The sequence below is a fragment of the Cupriavidus sp. PB-02 genome (genome assembly GCF_058252315.1).
In genome coordinates this window covers 759,941-775,477 of the sequence record NZ_CM177695.1, presented here as the reverse complement: position 1 = coordinate 775,477, position 15,537 = coordinate 759,941, and the positions used below count along the sequence as shown (strand labels likewise).

Genomic DNA, 15,537 nt, shown 5'->3' with positions numbered 1-15,537 from the left:
CTTGCGCGCATGGCCGCCGCCGCGGGCGGAGCAACACGCCTGCCCTTCTCTGCGGTGCAGGCCGGGGCGGGCGTGACTGGGATGGAACACGGAATTATGGCGTAAACAGTGGCGGTGCGATGGCCGGCGCGTTTCAGGCAGAGTACGGGCGACGCAGCAAAGGGAGATCCGGCGGCCGGCGCTGGCAGCACCGCGCCGCCGGCACTGGTGTCACACCAGCTTGTTGGCGTGCCCGGCCCAGTAGCGGTCGCGCAGCAGCCGCTTGAGCAGCTTGCCGGTCGGCAGGCGCGGCAGCTCGGCGGCGAAGTCCACCGAGCGTGGGCACTTGATCGAGGACAAACTAGCGCGGCAGAAGGCGATCAGCTCGGCGGCCAGTTCCGGCCCGGCCTGCGCCATGTCGATGGGCTGCACCACGGCCTTGACCTCTTCGCCGAAGTCTTCGTTGGGCACGCCGATCACGGCCACGTCCATCACCTTGGGGTGCGTCATCAGCAGGTTCTCGGCCTCCTGCGGATAGATGTTGACGCCGCCGGAGATGATCATGTTGGCCTTGCGGTCGGTCAGATACAGGTAGCCCTCCTCGTCCACGTAGCCGATATCGCCGATGGTGCTCCAGTCCGGATGCTGCGGGTGGCGCGACTCCGCGGTCTTGGCGTCGTCGTTGTGGTAGGCGAAGGCGCGGCCCTCGGCAAAGTAGATCGTGCCTGGCTCGCCCGGCGGCATCAGCTCGCCGTCCGGGCCGCAGATACACAGCTTGCCGATCATCGCCCGCCCCACCGTGCCCTTGCGCTGCTGCCACTCCTGGGTGCTGACCACGGTCACGCCGTTGCCTTCGGTGCCGGCGTAGTACTCCCAGATCACCGGGCCCCACCAGTCGATCATCGCTTCCTTGACCTGCACCGGGCACGGCGCGGCCGCGTGGATCGCCACGCGCAGCGACGATACGTCGTATGCGAGCCGCTGTGCCTCGGACAGCTTGAGCATGCGCGAGAACATCGTCGGCACCAGCTGCGTATGCGTGATGCGGTGCTGCTGCACCAGCTGCAGGAACTGCTCCGCGTCGAAATGCTCCATCACCACCGAGGTGCCGCCCAGCGCCTGCACGGTCATGTTGTAGCGCAGCGGCGCGGCGTGATACAGCGGCGCGGGCGACAGGTAGCGCGTGTCGGCATCGAAGCCGTAGAGCCGCTGGCACAGCGCCGTCAGCGGCGTGGGATCGTCGATGCGCGGGCTTGCCGGCGCCGCGAACACGCCCTTGGGCCGGCCGGTGGTGCCGGAGGAATAGAGCATGTCGCCGCCGGTGGCCTCGTCTTCGATGCGCGTGCCCGGGCAGCGGCGCAACACCGTTTCATAGGCCTCGTAGCCCGGCACGGTGCCGTCCAGCATCAGCCTGCCGATCAGGTTAGGCGTCTGCCCGGCCAGCGCCGCGGCGGTTTCGGCCTGCGCCTGCGTGGTCACCAGCATCTTCGCGCCACTGTCGTTGACGATGTAGGCGGCATCGGCCACGTTCAGCCGCGTGCTCAGGCAGATGAAGACGATGCCGCTGCGTTGCGCACCCCAGCACAGCTCGAACAGCCGCGGATGGTTCTCCACCATGAAGGCGACGCGGTCGCCCGGCCGCAGCCCACGCGCGCGGAACAGCTGGGCGACCTGGTTGGAGCGCGCGTCGAGCTCGCGGTAGGTGACGACTGCGCCGCTGCTGCCCATGATGACGGCCGGCTTGTCTGGCGTGCGCTGCGCGTGGATGTGCGGATGCATGACGTTGAGCTCCTCGACAGGTGTCACGGTATAGGCGATTGCCAATCCCGCATTCTGGGAAGGCCCGGCGGTTCAACCATCGTCGGAAGCGACGAAGCGCCGCGGCCAAGGTTTGCCGCAGCGCCGCATAAAACGGGACTTTGCCCCGGCCGCGCGGCTTCGTCCGATGCGACGATGCGCCACCCGGCGGCTCGGCCGGATCATGCCCGGCAGACGACCGCAGTCACGTCTCATCCCCAATCCGAAGGAGCCACGGTGGATTTCCAGTTCAGCGAAGAACAGTCGATGCTGCGCGACACGATCGCGCGTTACCTGGCCGATCACTATGATTTCGAAGCGCGTCGCGCTGCCACGCAATCCGCCGCGGGCTGGCGCCCGGATTGCTGGCGCGCGTTCGCACGCGAACTCGGCATCCTCGGCGCGGCCTTCCCCGAGACGCTGGGCGGCCTGGGCGGCGGCGCGGCCGAGCACATGATCGTGATGGAGCAGTTCGGCCGCCACCTGGTGCTGGAGCCTTACCTGGGCACGGTGGTGCTGGGCGGCGGCGCGCTGGTGCACGGCGACCCCGAACTGGCGGCGCAGTGGGTGCCGGCCATCATCGGCGGCGAAGCGACCGCGGCCTGGGCCCACGCTGAACCCGCCAGCCGTTACTGCCGCCACGACGTGCAGGCGACTGCCACGCGCCAGGGCGACGGCTACAAGCTAAGCGGACGAAAGCATGCGGTGGTCGGCGCGCCGTTCGCCTCGCACCTGGTGGTCAGCGCCCGCACCGCCGGCACGCGCCGTGACCGCGACGGCATCAGCCTGTTCTGGATCGCGCGCGATACGCCGGGCGTGGGTCTGCGCGAGTACCCAACCTTCGACGGCCAGCGCGCCGCCGAGGTCTTGCTCGACGGCGTGCAGGTTCCAGCCAGCCAGCGCATCGGCGCCGAAGGTGAAGCGTTCGCATTGATCGAGCGCTTGTGCGACGAAGCCATGGTCGCGCTCGCCGCCGAAGCCAACGGCGCGATGGCGCGCATGCTGGCCGACACCATCGACTACGCGCGCCAGCGCAAGCAGTTCGGCGTCCCGATCGGTACCTTCCAGGTGCTGCAGCACCGCATGGCCGACATGTATATGCAGCTCGAGCAGTCAGTGGGGCTGACCCAGGTGGCGGCGATGCAGGCGGCGAGTGCGACGAGTGCGCCGGAGGTCCGTGCGCAGGCTGCGTGCGCGGCCAAGATCCAGGCAGGCCAGGCGGGTGCCTTCGTCGGCCAGGCCGCGGTGCAGATCCACGGCGGCATGGGCGTCACCGAAGAACTGGCGGTAGGCCACTACTTCAAGCGCGTCACGGCGATCGACCTGCAGATGGGTTCGGCCGAACACCACCTGCGCCGCTACGCCGACCTGCTCTATCCTGCCGCGGCATAAGGCCCGCCTCCCCGCCAACCCAGACGACTATCCCAGCGAGGCCCGTCGATGCATCTCGATTTCTCCCCGCAAGACCAGCAGTTCCGTGAAGACGTACGCGCCTGGATCGCCCAGGCCCATGACGCCGACCTGCGCGCCATGATGGCGCAGTCCAAGAACGGCTACCTCGACAAGGCCGGCCAGGTGCGCTGGCAAAAGGCGCTGCATGCGCGCGGCTGGGCCGCGCCCAACTGGCCCGAGGAATACGGCGGCCCGGGCTGGAACGCGACCCAGCGCTTTATCTTCCAGTCCGAGCTGGCCGCCGCCGGCTGCCCGCCGGTATCGCCGATGGGCCTGAAGATGGTGGCGCCGGTGATCATGAAGTACGGCACGCCCGAGCAGAAGGCGCGCTTCCTGCCGCCGATCCTGGCTTCCGACGTCTGGTGGTGCCAGGGGTATTCCGAGCCCAACTCAGGCTCGGACCTGGCCTCGCTGCAGATGCGCGCGGAGCGCGTCACCGATGGCGACGGCGAGTACTACGTCCTGAACGGCTCCAAGATCTGGACCACGCACGCGCAGTGGGCCGACTGGATGTTCTGCCTGGTGCGCACCAGCCGCGAATCGAAGCGCCAGGAAGGCATCTCCTTCCTGCTGCTCGACATGCATACGCCCGGCATCACGGTGTCGCCGCTGCCGACGCTGGACGGCCCCATGGCCGGCCAGCAGGAAGTGAACCAGGTCTTCTTCGAGAACGTGCGCGTGCCGGTGACAAACCGCATCGGCGAAGAAGGCAAGGGCTGGACCTGTGCCAAGTACCTGCTGGAGTTCGAGCGCGGCGGCACCTACAGCCCGATGCTGCGCAAGCAGCTGGCCAAGATTGCCGACATTGCCGCCGACCAGCCCGCCGACGACGGTGGCCGGTTGCTGGACGACCCCGCCTTCCGCCGCAAGCTGGCGGCGCTGCACGTGCGCGCCGCGGCGCTCGAAGCGGTGGAGTTGCGCGTGTTCTCGGGCTTGGAATCGGGCAGTTCGGTCGGCGCGGCTTCGAGCATGCTGAAGCTCACGGGCACGGAGACGCTGCAGGCGGCCAGTGAACTGGCGGTGGAAGCCGCCGGCCCGGCGGCGCTACCGTTCGTGCGGGACACCTGGGCCGAGCTGCAAGGCCGCGAGGCCGCGCCGCGCGTCGGGCCGGACTATGCCGCGGTGCTGGCGCCGCGCTATTTCAACTATCGCAAGGCGTCGATCTACGGCGGGTCCAACGAGATCCAGCGCAACATCATCGCCAAGCTCGTGCTCGGGCTCTGAGCGGCAGGTCGCCGCCCGCCGGCAGCGGACGTTCTCCAAGGCCAGCCGCCATGTGCGGCTGGCCTTTTGTCCCATCTGTCACGGCCTAGGGTTCACCCTTGGTTGACGCCATCTCAGCCGGTTTGCTGGCGGCCAACGACCTGACCATCTTCGCAGGCCGGGTGCTGACGCGTCTCAGCGCGTCGCTGCAGCTGTCGGCCTACCTGGTCGTGCGCGACGGCGGTCATGCGCTCTACCTGCTGCGCCATATGCCCGAAGCCGCCCTGGTCAGCAATATCCAGGTGGGCAGCCGTGTTGCCGCGCACCTGACCACGCCCGGCCGGATGCTGATCGCCGAGCTGCCTCCGGAGACGCTGCGCGAGTTGCTGGGGCCGGACCCGCTGCCGACCGTGACCGGCCAGAGCCCGGCCACCCATGCGCGGCTGGCCGATATCCTGGCCGCCGATCGCGAGCGGGGCTGCGCGTGGAGCATTTCTGCCTACGAACCGGGCATCGACTCCTGTGCGGCACCGGTGCGCGGCGCCGACGGCGAAGTGATTGCCGCCATCAGCGTGGCGGGGCCGCAGCAGCGCTTCGAGCACGATGGCACGTTGCGCGAGCGTGTGGAGAAAGAGGTCAAACTGGCCGCGCGCGACCTGTCGGGGCTGATGGGTTATCGCCCCGAACGCTCACGCTGAAGGCGACTCCGCACTATTCCGCGGTAAGCATATCGCTTCCAGTCGGATGGCCGGTCAGACGAACGGCTTGGGCACCTGCGGCCGGTAATCGAGCAGGCGCGACAGCTCGGCGGCCGACTGCCTGACCTTTTCCACCACGATGTCGAGCTGGTCCGGGTCGATGCGCGCGGCCGGGATGGTCGCGCCCAGCGCCGCCACGACCTTCCCGCTGCGGTCCCGCACCGGCGCCGCGATGGTCGAGATGCTGGCCTCGAAGAATCCTTCGTGCAGCACATAGCCGCGCTGGCGGTCGCGCTGGACCATCTCGTACAGCTCCTCGACGGTGCGCGGGGTGCTTTCGGAGTAGACCTCCAGCCGCTCCTCCGGATACAGCGCGCGCAGCTCTTCCAGCGACAGGTCCTCCAGCAGCACGCGCCCCAGCACGGTGGCGTGCGCCGGCAGCCGCGTGCCGACATTGACCGTGCTGGCAAACGGCCGCGCCGCCACCGACTTGGCCACGTAGACGATCGAGCGACCGTCGCGCACCACCAGGTTGCACGGGTAGTGGATCTCGTCGCGCAGCCGGTCCAGCAGCGGCCGGCCCAACTCGGTCAGTTCCAGCGACGCCAGGTAGTCGAAGCCAAGGCGCAGCACCGCCATGCCGAGGCGGAACTCGCGCCCGCCATCGGTGCGCTCGACGAAGCCCATCATTTCCAGCGTGGCCAGCAGCCGGAACACGGTAGAACGCGGCACCTTGAGCCGGCGCGCCAGCTCGGCGGCCGACAAGGTGCGCTCGCGGCTGCTGAACTCGCCCAGCAGCCGCAGGCCGCGCTCCAGCCCCGGCACGATGTATTTGTCCTGGCCGCTATCCTGGGCGCTACCCTGGCCGCTCTCCTGGGCCTCATCCTGCGGCGAATCGGTAGTCATGGTCTGTCTCTGCAATATTCGGTCTTGGCGTAACGTTCCCATATATCACGCCTGCGACCCGTAGGGTACCCGTATTGCGGACAAAACCCTGCCCTGCGCCCGCTATGCCTCCTGGCGCAGGTAATCGCGCAGCCAGGCCGCGCACTGCTCGCCATGCGCCGCCGGCCAGCGCACCACGACGGTTTCGTCACGTCGGCGCAGTTCGACGCAGATGTCGCTGTGGGGGCCGCGCGCGGCCTCGCCGCGGCCGAACCAGCGGGCGAACAGCCCGCCCATGGCCGCGGCCGCCGGCACGGATGGCGCCGGCAGCACCGCATGGCCGTTGACCGCGACCGGTCCCTGTCCCGCAGCGGCTTCCGGCCGCCGGGGCGCAGGTTGTGGCGCGGCAACCGTTGCGTTGTCAGGCGACAGCCGCGCCAGCAGGTTGGCGCCGAACTCGTCCCACATGCGGTCGGCCTTGGTCTTCATCACGCTCAGGCCGAAGGTGCCCAGCCGGCCCAGCACATCGACCTGCACCTTGATCCGCAGCTGCGTCGAGCCATCATCCTGCCCGGTCAGGAAGATCTCGCTCGACTGGCGCAGCGAGCTGGCCACCGAGGCATCCTCGCCGGTGCCCTCGGTGCGCAGGTAATGCGGCGCCCGCGTCTCGACGATCTTCGTATGCAGCCGGAAACGCGCGTTGATAAAGGCGATCTTGACCACCATGTGCGCGATGTACTCGACATCGCTGAGCACTTCGATGGATTCCATGCCGGGCACGCAGGCGCCCATCACGTTGGGGTCGAGCAGCAGCTCCCACACGCGCGCCGGCGGCGCCGCGGTGATGAGGGTCTTTTCAATTTCCACGCATTTTCTCCGCGGCGGACAGGATGGATTCGACGATGCCGACGTAGCCGGTGCAGCGGCACAGGTTGCCGTTCAGGCCGTGGCGGACCTCTTCTGCCGTAGGGTTGGGGTTATTGGCGAGCAGCGCGCACGAGGCCATCAGGAAGCCCGGCGTGCAGTAGCCGCACTGCAGCCCGCCGTTGTCCATGAAGCACTGCTGCAGCGGATGGAGCTGCCCGTCGGCGGCCAGTCCTTCCACGGTCATCACATGGCGCCCGCGCACTTGCACGGCGAGCATCAGGCAGGACTTGACCACCTCGCCGTCGACCAGCACGGAGCAGGCGCCGCAAATGCCGGTCTCGCAGCCGCGCTTGGTGCCGGTCAGGTTCAGGTCGTCGCGCAACAGGTCGGAAAGCAGGCGCCGGGCCAGCACTTCCACCTGGTGTTCTTCACCGTTGACGGTGAGTTCGATGCTGACTTTGTTCATGAGGACTCCTTACTCGGATGCCACGCCGAACAACTCGGCGATGGTGCGGCGCGTGACTACCCGCACCATTTCGCGCCGGTAGCTTTCGGACCCGCGCATGTCCGAGACTGCGTTGATGTCCGCGGCGACGATGGCTGCCGCTTCCTCGGCCAGTTCCGCGGTGACGGCCTTGCCGGCCAGCAGCGCCTCGGCACGGCGCAGCCTGGCCGGGATCGGCGTGGATGCGCCTACCGCCAGCCGCGCCTCGGCGCAGAACGCGCCTTCGCGACGCACCGCCAGCGCCACGCTGGCTAGTGGCCGATGTTCGGCGGCCGTGCGCAGGAAGCGCGCATAGCGGCCATCGGCGCCCACGCCGGGCGCGGGCAGGCGAATCTGCGTGACGACCTCGTCCGGTGCCAGTGCGGTGACGTAGTAGTCGACCAGGAAGTCCTTGATATCGATCACGCGCTCGCCGTTGCCGCCGCTGACCACGATCTGCGCGCCGAGCGCCATCAGGCAGCCAGGCGGATCGGTGGCGGGATCGGCATAGCAGAGGTTGCCGCCAAGCGTGCCCTGGTTGCGCACCTGCGGATTGGCCACGCGCGCGGCCATGCTGGCCAGCATCGGGTAATGCGCCTGCACCAGCGGCGAGCGCGCCACCTCGGCATGCAGCGTCAGCGCGCCGATGCGCAGGCCTTCGCGCGCATCGAAGCTGATCCCCCGCAGCGCGTCCAGCCGCCCCAGCGACACCAGGTGGCTCGGCGTCAGCATGCGCTGGCGCATGCCCAGCATCAGTGCGGTGCCGCCTGCGAAGATGCGGCAGCTATCGCCGAGGTCGGCCAGCATGCGGCTCGCCTCGGCCACGGTCGCCGGCTCCAGGAACTCGAAATCACGCATTGGTAGCCCCCTGCTCCCTCAGTTCGCGCAGACCCGCCAGCACCTTCTCCGGCGTGATCGGCAGCGACTGGATGCGCACGCCCACGGCGTCGAAGACGGCATTGGCGATCGCCGCCGCACCCGGCAGGATCGCGGTTTCGCTGGCCCCCTTGGCGCCATACGGTCCATTGGGATCGTTCGACTCGACCACGTCCGTGCGCAGCATCGGCACCGCATCGGCGGTAGGCATGGTGTAGTCGGCAAAGTTGCCGTTCATCAGCCGGCCATCCTCGTAATGCAGGTTTTCATACAGGGTCCAGCCGATCGCCTGCACGGTGGCGCCGTGGGTCTGGCCGTGCACCGCGAGCGGGTTGATCGCCTTGCCGCAGTCGTCTGCGACAAAGCTGTCGATCACGGTGACCTGGCCGGTGCTGGTGTCGACTTCTACCTCCACCGCCTGCACCGCGAACGAATGCGCCGGCGCGACGTTGCCGTAGTAGTCGGCGTCATGCATCACCGTGGGCGCGTCGTAGGTGGCGCGCACGTGGATGCCCTCGCCGCCGTGACGGAAGATATGCAGCCGCGCGATCTCGGCCAGCGTGGCGGATTTGTCCGGCTGGTCCTGCGCACTGATACGGCCGTCGGCGATCACCAGCCGCTCCGCATCGACGCCGAGCTTTTCCGCCGCCAGCGCCAGCAGCTTCGCGCGCGCTTTGCGCGCAGCGCGCAGCACCGCGTTGCCGGAGATGATGGTCACGCGCGAGGCCAGCGAGCCCAGGCAGAACGGCGCGGTATCCGTGTCGGGCGCCATCACGGTCACGTGCGACAACGGGATGTTCAGTTCCTGCGCACAGATCTGGCTGAGCATGGTGTTGGCGCCCTGCCCGATGTCGCATTCGCTGGTCTGCAGCATCACGCGGCCGTCCTCATTGACCTTGAGCAGGATGGTCGAGCCGTCCCAGTTGCCCAGCGTGCGGTTGCCGCTGACGTGCATCGCCGCGGCAATCCCGACGCCGCGCCGGCGCGTGCCGGTGCTGCGCGGGGCGGCGCGTTTCTCGTCCCAGCCGATGGCCTTGCGGGTCATGTCCAGGCACTCTTCCATGCCGGTGCTGCTGATCTTCCAGCCGTGCACGCTGGTCTCGCCCGCGCCGATCGCGTTGCGCTTGTGCACCTCCACCGGGTCCATGCCGATCATGCCGGCCAGCACGGTCAGGTGGCAGTTCAGCGGGAACTGCATCTGCTGCCCGCCAAAGCCGCGGAAGGCGCCGCGCGGCGGGTTGTTGGTATAGGCCATCACCGCGTGCGAGCGCACGTTCTGCACGCGGTGCATATTGTCGCTGCGCATCGCGGTGACGTGCATCACGTCGCCGGCCAGGCCCGAGTACGCGCCGCATTCGGCGACGATGCGCACGTCCTTGGCGAGGATCACGCCGTCGGCCGACAACCCCATGCGCAGCCAAACCTTCATCGGCACGCTGGCGCGCGCGCCCTGGAAATCTTCCAGCCGGCTGTTGACCAGCCGCACGGGGCGCTCCAGCCGGCTCGCCAGGAAGGCGCAGATCAGGCTGTTGTTCTCCTCGACGATCTTGGCGCCGAAGCCGCCGCCGGTGGTGGCCTGCACCACGCGGATGGTCGACGCGGGCCGGTCCAGCGCCTCGGCCAGCCGCGCGCGGGCCAGGAACACCGACTGCGTCGAGGCCCATAGCGTCAGCCGCCCGTTGCCGTCCTGCGCCGCGACCGAGGCCATCGGCTCCAGGTAGCCGGGGTACTGCGAGTGCATGTCGTAGGTGGCTTCATACACCGCGGCCGCCGCGGCAAAACCCGCCTCCACGTCGCCACGTTCGATCCGCATCTCATGGCCAATATTGTGCGTGCCGGGGTGGAGTTCCGGCGCGCCCTTGGCCAGGGCCGCTGCCGGCGTCAGCAGCGCCGGCAGCGGCACGTACTCGATGCGGATCAGGTCCAGCGCATCGCGCGCGATTTCCTCGCTGACCGCGACCACCGCCGCGACTTCCTCGCCGACATGGCGCACCACGCCACACGCCAGGATGCGCTGCTCCTTGCGGTGCGGGCCCCAGTTGCGCGTGGGCACGTCATGCCCGGTCACCACCAGCTTCACGCCGGGCAGCGCCTTTGCCGCCGACGTATCGATGCCGACGATGCGCGCATGCGGGTGCGGGCTGCGCAGCACCTTGGCGTGCAGCATGCCGGGCAACCTGATGTCGCCGGCATATTGCGCGCGCCCCATGACCTTTTCCCGTGCGGTCACCTGCGGTGTTGAGGTTCCCACGATGGCCTTGCTCATGCCGGTCTCCTGCTTGTCGGATTGCATGAATGCGATGCGCTGGCCGGCGTCATTCCGCGGTGATGGCCAGGTCGCGGATGACCTTGCCCAGCCGCTCGTAGTCGGACGCGTTGACCTTTTCCAGCGCGGCCGGCGCGCCGCCCACCGGGATGGCGCCGAAGGTCGCCATCTTCTCGGTCACGTCAGGCATACGGATCACGTCGTTGAGCTGCTGGTTCAACACCTTGACCACCTCGGCCGGCGTGCCCTTGGGTGCCATCACGCCATGCCAGGCGCCGACCACCACATCCTTGTAGCCAAGCTCGGCCAGCGTCGGCACGTTGGGCAGCAGCGGCGAGCGCTTCGCGTCGGTGATCGCCAGCGGGATCAGCCGGCCGGTGTTGATGTACTGCGCCACCGGGCCCAGCGTGACATAGGCGAAGTTCACATGCCCCGCCACCACGTCGTTGACCGCGGGCGCCACGCCCTTGTACGGCACGTGCTGGATCTTCACGCCGGCGGCGCGGTTGAGCATCTCGCCGGCGATATGCATCGGCGAACCGGCGCCGGGGCTGCCGTAGGTCAGCGCCCTGCCCCCCTTGGCCGCGGCGACCATCTCGCTGACGGTCTTTACGCCCGCCGCCGGATTCGCCACCAGCAGCACCGCCTGCACCGCGGTCTGGATCACCGGGGTGAAGCCGTGCAGCGGGTCATAGCTGGCCGCGGGCGCGAGCTTGAGCACCATCGGTGCGAGGGTGAACGGGTTGGGCGTGTACAGCAGCGTGTAGCCGTCGGCCTGCGCGCGGCTGACAAAGCTCGCGCCGACCACGCCGCCGGCGCCTGGGCGATTCTCGACGATCACCGGCTGCTTCAGGCGCGCGGACAGCTTGTCGGCATACAGGCGCGCCATGGCGTCGGTGTCGCCGCCGGGCGGATAGGCGACCACCATGGTCACGGTCCTGGCGGGCCAGGCGGCGCTTGCCAGCGGGCTGCCAGCGGCCAGCGTGAAGGCGGCCATGGCAGTGGCGGCAAGGAAGATACGGCGGGGGCGGTCTTGTCTCATCAACAGCTCCTGTGGGGGCATTCGCGGTGTGGAGTGGGCTGTTGTGCGCACCGCGGAAACAGGGTTGGCTCGGGGTTACAACGCTTCGGTTGTTTTATTAGCGAAACTTACGTTCACATCAGGAACACAAGCATCCTAGGTCGCCAATATTGACAACTCAACTTACGTTAAACCCTAATTGACATTTATATATACTCACATACCGGTTTCGGAGTATCGACAGCAACACACCCCGGCGGATTCGGATGCCGCATATGAGACAATCTGGCCCGCCAACCGGCCCTGACATTCCATTGCCGACAGATTCGATCAAGAGGACCGCATGCCCCGTGACGCCGCGCCCGCGAAGGGCCAGCCCGCGCCAGACATCCCTGCCAGCCCCTGGACCGACCTCGACGAGGCCGGCAGCGGCCTGACCGTCGACAATTTCCTGACCACGATGCTGAGCCAGCTGGTCACCGCGCTGCGCAGCACGGTGACGAAGCCATATGCCGAGCAGTTCGGGCTGACCGTGCCGGAGTGGCGCATCCTTGCGCTGCTCGCGCACGCGCGCGAACTGCCCTTTGCGGAGCTGGTGAAGCAATCAACGTCGGACAAGGCGCTGGTGAGCCGCACGCTGCGGCTGCTGGAAGAGCGCGGGCTGGTGCACCTGACCTCGACAGGCAACACGCCGCGCAAGAAGCTGATCTGCGCGATTACCGAAGCCGGCGCCGCGCTGCACGACCAGGTGATGCCGCTGGCGCGGCGGGGGCAGGCGCAGGTGATCCGGCAGCTTTCGCCGGAAGAGCGCGAGGCGGTCTACCAGGGGTTGCGCAAGCTGTTGCGCGCGCAGGGCTGACAAAGAATATCGTTCCGGCCGAACTGCGCTGCTGGAACCGTCACAAACACGGCTTGCCGGGTGCCCGAACCCGGCCCTCACGACGCCTCAGTGCCGCGCCGCCACGTTCTGGCGCTGGTACGAAGCCAACGTCATCCGCATGGCGTCGCGCACAGCGGCCACCGAGCGATTGTCGTCATCACCCTTGCGCGTCACCATCGACAGGGTCAGCACCGGCGCCGCACGGCCCAGCCGCACCAGCCGCACCGGGTAGTTCTGCACCAGCGTCGGATCGGGCCCCTGCAGAATCGACACACCCAGCCCGGCACTGACCATCGCCACGATCGCCGACGCACTGTCGAATTCCAGCGTGCCGCGGATTTCGGACACGTGCGTATGCACGTATTGCGCAGCCATGGCGCCTGACACGGTATTGCGGTCGTAGCGGATCCAGTCGTACAGCCGGAACAGCGAGGCCACGTTGGCCTCGGTGGACGCGGGTGGTGCGATCAGCATCAGTTCGCGCCGCATCATCGGCGTCCAGCGCAGCCGCGCCGAGCCGCCGCCTGCCGGCTGCGCCACCAGCGCCGCATCGATATCCCCCGCCTTGACCGAGGCCGTCAGCGTGCTGCTGCGGCCGCGCACGAGGCGCAGCTCCAGTTTGGGATGACGCTCGCGCACATAGCGCACGATGCCGGGCAGCACGACCGGCTGCAGCGACTCGATCACCCCCAGCCGCACCACTCCTTCCACCGCCAGCCCGCTGCCGGCGCGCAGCGCCTCCAGGTTCTGCAGCGCCTGGCGCATGGTGTCGGCCACCTCGTGCGCGAGCTGGTTGGGCCGCGCCTGCAGCCCGGAACGGTCGAACAGCGGCTTGCCCAGGTACTGCTCGAGCTGCTTCATCTGCATGCTGACCGCGCTGGGCGTGACGTTGGCCTGGCGCGCGGCGCCGGCGAAGGTGCCGGTCTGCAGCACGCCTTCGAGCGTATGGAAGGTCTCGATCTTCATCAAAAACTCTTATGAAGTAACTCAAATATGTTCGCTTTTCTAATGATAGGCGACGTCGCTAGACTTGCTTCCAACGTCATGCACAAAGACCCGAAGGAGCCCCCACATGTCACCCATCGCCGCATCGCAACGCCCCGTCGCCTGGACCGCCCAACAGGCTCGCGACGACCGCTCCTGGATCCTGCGCATGAACGAGGCAGAAATCCAGGGCATGCGCGACGCCCTCGACCACGCCAAGACGCTGAACAAGCCGCTGCTGGAGATGGAACAGGCCGACTTCCCGCTCCACCAGGCCGCGCGCGCAGTGCTCAAGCGCGCCATCGACATCACCCAGGGCGGCTGGGGCATGTGCCTGGTCAAGGGCTTCCCGGTGGACGAATGGACCGAGGAAGAATCGCGCCTGGCCTACTGGGGCATGAGCCTGTACATGGGCGTGGGTCGCACGCAGAACCGCGCCAGCCAGTTCATGAACGACGTGCGCAATGAAGGCGGCGAATACAAAGTCAAGGGCGGCCGCGGCTACAACACCAATGCCGGGCTCGATTTCCACCAGGACTCATGCGACGTGGTCGGCCTGCTGTGCCGCCGCACCGCCCGCGCGGGCGGCACCAGCAAGGTGATCAGCTCGATCGCACTGCATGACGAAGTCCAGCGCCGCCGCCCCGACCTGATCCCGGTGCTCAAGGGCACCTTCTTCCACAGCTACCAGGGCACCCAGGACCCCAGCCAGCCGCCGTACTACCGCTGCCCGATCTTCGGCAGCCATCCCGAGTATTTCTCGGCGCGCACCAACCGCAAGAACACCGACGCGGCCCAGCGCGACTTTGCCGAGCTGCCGCGCCTGACGCCGGCGCAGGTCGAGGCGCTGGACTTGCTGGACGAGCTGATGCCGAGCGATCAGCTTTGCTTCACCATGGAGCTGGAGCAAGGCGACATGCAGCTGCTGAACAACTACGTCACCCTGCATTCGCGCACGCCGTTCGAGGACTATGAGGAGCCGGACCGCAAGCGCCACCTGTTCCGCCTGTGGCTGGCCGTGCCGGGTTCGCAGCCGCTGCCCGACGACTGGAAGGAGTACTACGGCGACGTGCGTGCCGGATCGGTGCGCGGCGGCGTGCGCGGCAGCGAGATCACGCAGGCCTTCCTCAAGTACGAGAAGCGCCAGGCGGCCGCGCTCGGCATGGCGTTCGAGACCTGGCGCCCGCAAGTGCGCCAGGAAGACATGGCGCGCATCCTGGCCGAGCATGCGGCCAAGGCCGCCGAGGGAGCTACGGCATGAGCGCCTCCCCTTCGCTGAAGGAACGCCTGCGCCGGCGCGAGCCGGTGCTGGCGCCCGGCGTCTACGATGCGCTCAGCGCGCTGCTGGCCGAGCAGGCCGGCTTCGAAGCGCTGTACCTCTCGGGCGGCGCGGTCGCCTACACGCTGCTGGGCCGCTCCGACGTGGGCCTGACCACCGCCACCGAGACCGCCGACGTGCTGGCGCGCATCACCGACCGCGTATCGCTGCCGGTGATCGTCGACGGCGACACCGGCTACGGCAACGCGCTCAACACGCAGCGCACCGTGCGCGCCTTCGAGCGCGCCGGCGCCGCCATGATCCAACTGGAGGACCAGGGCTTTCCCAAGCGCTGCGGCCACCTCGCCGGCAAGTCGCTGGTGTCGGTGCGCGAGATGTGCGGCAAGCTGCAAGCCGCGCTCGACGCGCGCCATGACGCCGACACGCTGATCCTGGCGCGTACTGACGCGGTCGCAGTGGAAGGCCTGGACGCTGCCATCGAGCGCGCCGAAGCCTACCTGGCCTGCGGGGTCGATGCGCTGTTTATCGAGGCGGTGATGTCCGCCACCGACATGGACCGCGTCTGCGGCCGCTTCGGCGCGCGCGTGCCGCTGCTGGCCAATATGGTCGAGGGCGGCAAGACGCCGATCCAGAGCGCGTCCGAACTGGGCGAGCGCGGCTATCGCATCGTGATCTACCCGGGCGGCACCGTGCGCTTCCTCTCGCACCAGCTGCAGCACTACTTCGCCGGGCTCAAGGCCAATGGCAGCACACGCGCCTTCATGGAGGAAATGAACGACTTCGATGCACTGAACCGGCTGATCGGCACGCCCCAACTACTCGATGCCGGCCGCCGCTACGCGGAAGACGACTGACGGCACATGCCG

At 68.2% G+C, this 15,537-nt stretch carries 13 protein-coding genes and 1 pseudogene; 6 read left to right on the top strand and 8 right to left on the bottom strand.

Features of this window, described 5'->3' with window-relative positions; translation table 11 throughout:
• Window positions 1-210 precede the first annotated feature (210 nt).
• Complete coding sequence (locus tag AC10V3_RS24255; protein WP_454752758.1) at window positions 211-1,758, bottom strand: AMP-binding protein; 1,548 nt, start codon at window positions 1,756-1,758, stop codon at window positions 211-213.
• 255 nt (window positions 1,759-2,013) lie between these two features.
• Between AC10V3_RS24255 and AC10V3_RS24250 the strand changes: the two genes are divergently transcribed.
• The 3 genes and pseudogenes from AC10V3_RS24250 to AC10V3_RS24240 form a co-directional block, all read left to right on the top strand.
• On the top strand, window positions 2,014-3,168 hold the full coding sequence (locus AC10V3_RS24250; RefSeq protein ID WP_490924094.1) for an acyl-CoA dehydrogenase family protein: 1,155 nt from the start codon (window positions 2,014-2,016) through the stop codon (window positions 3,166-3,168).
• A gap of 48 nt (window positions 3,169-3,216) precedes the next feature.
• Window positions 3,217-4,452, top strand: coding sequence for an acyl-CoA dehydrogenase family protein (locus AC10V3_RS24245; protein ID WP_454752757.1), 1,236 nt, complete (start codon window positions 3,217-3,219; stop codon window positions 4,450-4,452).
• A gap of 125 nt (window positions 4,453-4,577) precedes the next feature.
• Window positions 4,578-5,129: pseudogene (locus tag AC10V3_RS24240) on the top strand (IclR family transcriptional regulator); the annotation flags it as partial.
• Window positions 5,130-5,183: 54 nt separating this feature from the next.
• On the opposite strand, the gene AC10V3_RS24235 reads toward AC10V3_RS24240, so the two are convergent.
• The 6 genes from AC10V3_RS24235 to AC10V3_RS24210 form a co-directional block, all read right to left on the bottom strand.
• A complete protein-coding gene (locus tag AC10V3_RS24235) occupies window positions 5,184-6,035 on the bottom strand; it encodes an IclR family transcriptional regulator (RefSeq protein WP_454752756.1) in 852 nt (283 codons plus the stop codon).
• Window positions 6,036-6,137: 102 nt separating this feature from the next.
• Window positions 6,138-6,881: an SRPBCC family protein gene (locus AC10V3_RS24230; RefSeq protein ID WP_022537954.1), complete on the bottom strand. Its 744-nt coding sequence runs from the start codon at window positions 6,879-6,881 to the stop codon at window positions 6,138-6,140.
• The gene (locus tag AC10V3_RS24225; RefSeq protein WP_022537953.1) at window positions 6,871-7,347 is read right to left on the bottom strand and encodes a (2Fe-2S)-binding protein; all 477 of its coding nucleotides are present in this window, start codon (window positions 7,345-7,347) and stop codon (window positions 6,871-6,873) included. The genes AC10V3_RS24230 and AC10V3_RS24225 overlap by 11 nt, the downstream gene beginning before the upstream one ends.
• 9 nt (window positions 7,348-7,356) lie before the next feature.
• Window positions 7,357-8,223: an FAD binding domain-containing protein gene (locus AC10V3_RS24220; protein WP_022537952.1), complete on the bottom strand. Its 867-nt coding sequence runs from the start codon at window positions 8,221-8,223 to the stop codon at window positions 7,357-7,359.
• Complete coding sequence (locus AC10V3_RS24215; protein WP_490924093.1) at window positions 8,216-10,507, bottom strand: xanthine dehydrogenase family protein molybdopterin-binding subunit; 2,292 nt, start codon at window positions 10,505-10,507, stop codon at window positions 8,216-8,218. The genes AC10V3_RS24220 and AC10V3_RS24215 overlap by 8 nt, the downstream gene beginning before the upstream one ends.
• Window positions 10,508-10,556: 49 nt before the next feature.
• Window positions 10,557-11,549 (bottom strand): Bug family tripartite tricarboxylate transporter substrate binding protein, encoded by a 993-nt coding sequence (locus AC10V3_RS24210; protein ID WP_022537950.1) that lies wholly within the window; start codon window positions 11,547-11,549, stop codon window positions 10,557-10,559.
• Window positions 11,550-11,871: 322 nt separating this feature from the next.
• Between AC10V3_RS24210 and AC10V3_RS24205 the strand changes: the two genes are divergently transcribed.
• On the top strand, window positions 11,872-12,387 hold the full coding sequence (locus tag AC10V3_RS24205; protein ID WP_022537949.1) for a MarR family winged helix-turn-helix transcriptional regulator: 516 nt from the start codon (window positions 11,872-11,874) through the stop codon (window positions 12,385-12,387).
• An 87-nt stretch (window positions 12,388-12,474) separates the two neighbouring features.
• Here AC10V3_RS24205 and AC10V3_RS24200 read toward each other — a convergent pair whose 3' ends face one another.
• Window positions 12,475-13,374: a LysR family transcriptional regulator gene (locus tag AC10V3_RS24200; protein ID WP_454752755.1), complete on the bottom strand. Its 900-nt coding sequence runs from the start codon at window positions 13,372-13,374 to the stop codon at window positions 12,475-12,477.
• Window positions 13,375-13,480: 106 nt separating this feature from the next.
• On the opposite strand from AC10V3_RS24200, the gene AC10V3_RS24195 reads away from it, so the two are divergent.
• Window positions 13,481-14,653 (top strand): TauD/TfdA family dioxygenase, encoded by a 1,173-nt coding sequence (locus AC10V3_RS24195; RefSeq protein WP_490924092.1) that lies wholly within the window; start codon window positions 13,481-13,483, stop codon window positions 14,651-14,653.
• Window positions 14,650-15,525: an isocitrate lyase/PEP mutase family protein gene (locus AC10V3_RS24190; protein ID WP_454752753.1), complete on the top strand. Its 876-nt coding sequence runs from the start codon at window positions 14,650-14,652 to the stop codon at window positions 15,523-15,525. Before AC10V3_RS24195 ends, AC10V3_RS24190 begins: the two co-directional genes overlap by 4 nt.
• Window positions 15,526-15,537: the final 12 nt, after the last annotated feature.

What these genes read in the sequence shown, in the direction of transcription:
- AC10V3_RS24255 (WP_454752758.1), bottom strand. Translation starts at nt 1,758, where the DNA reads ATGCATCCGCACATCCACGCGCAGCGCACGCCAGACAAGCCGGCCGTC.
- AC10V3_RS24245 (WP_454752757.1), top strand. Translation starts at nt 3,217, where the DNA reads ATGCATCTCGATTTCTCCCCGCAAGACCAGCAGTTCCGTGAAGACGTA.
- AC10V3_RS24235 (WP_454752756.1), bottom strand. Translation starts at nt 6,035, where the DNA reads ATGACTACCGATTCGCCGCAGGATGAGGCCCAGGAGAGCGGCCAGGGT.
- AC10V3_RS24225 (WP_022537953.1), bottom strand. Translation starts at nt 7,347, where the DNA reads ATGAACAAAGTCAGCATCGAACTCACCGTCAACGGTGAAGAACACCAG.
- AC10V3_RS24220 (WP_022537952.1), bottom strand. Translation starts at nt 8,223, where the DNA reads ATGCGTGATTTCGAGTTCCTGGAGCCGGCGACCGTGGCCGAGGCGAGC.
- AC10V3_RS24215 (WP_490924093.1), bottom strand. Translation starts at nt 10,507, where the DNA reads ATGAGCAAGGCCATCGTGGGAACCTCAACACCGCAGGTGACCGCACGG.
- AC10V3_RS24210 (WP_022537950.1), bottom strand. Translation starts at nt 11,549, where the DNA reads ATGAGACAAGACCGCCCCCGCCGTATCTTCCTTGCCGCCACTGCCATG.
- AC10V3_RS24205 (WP_022537949.1), top strand. Translation starts at nt 11,872, where the DNA reads ATGCCCCGTGACGCCGCGCCCGCGAAGGGCCAGCCCGCGCCAGACATC.
- AC10V3_RS24200 (WP_454752755.1), bottom strand. Translation starts at nt 13,374, where the DNA reads ATGAAGATCGAGACCTTCCATACGCTCGAAGGCGTGCTGCAGACCGGC.
- AC10V3_RS24195 (WP_490924092.1), top strand. Translation starts at nt 13,481, where the DNA reads ATGTCACCCATCGCCGCATCGCAACGCCCCGTCGCCTGGACCGCCCAA.
- AC10V3_RS24190 (WP_454752753.1), top strand. Translation starts at nt 14,650, where the DNA reads ATGAGCGCCTCCCCTTCGCTGAAGGAACGCCTGCGCCGGCGCGAGCCG.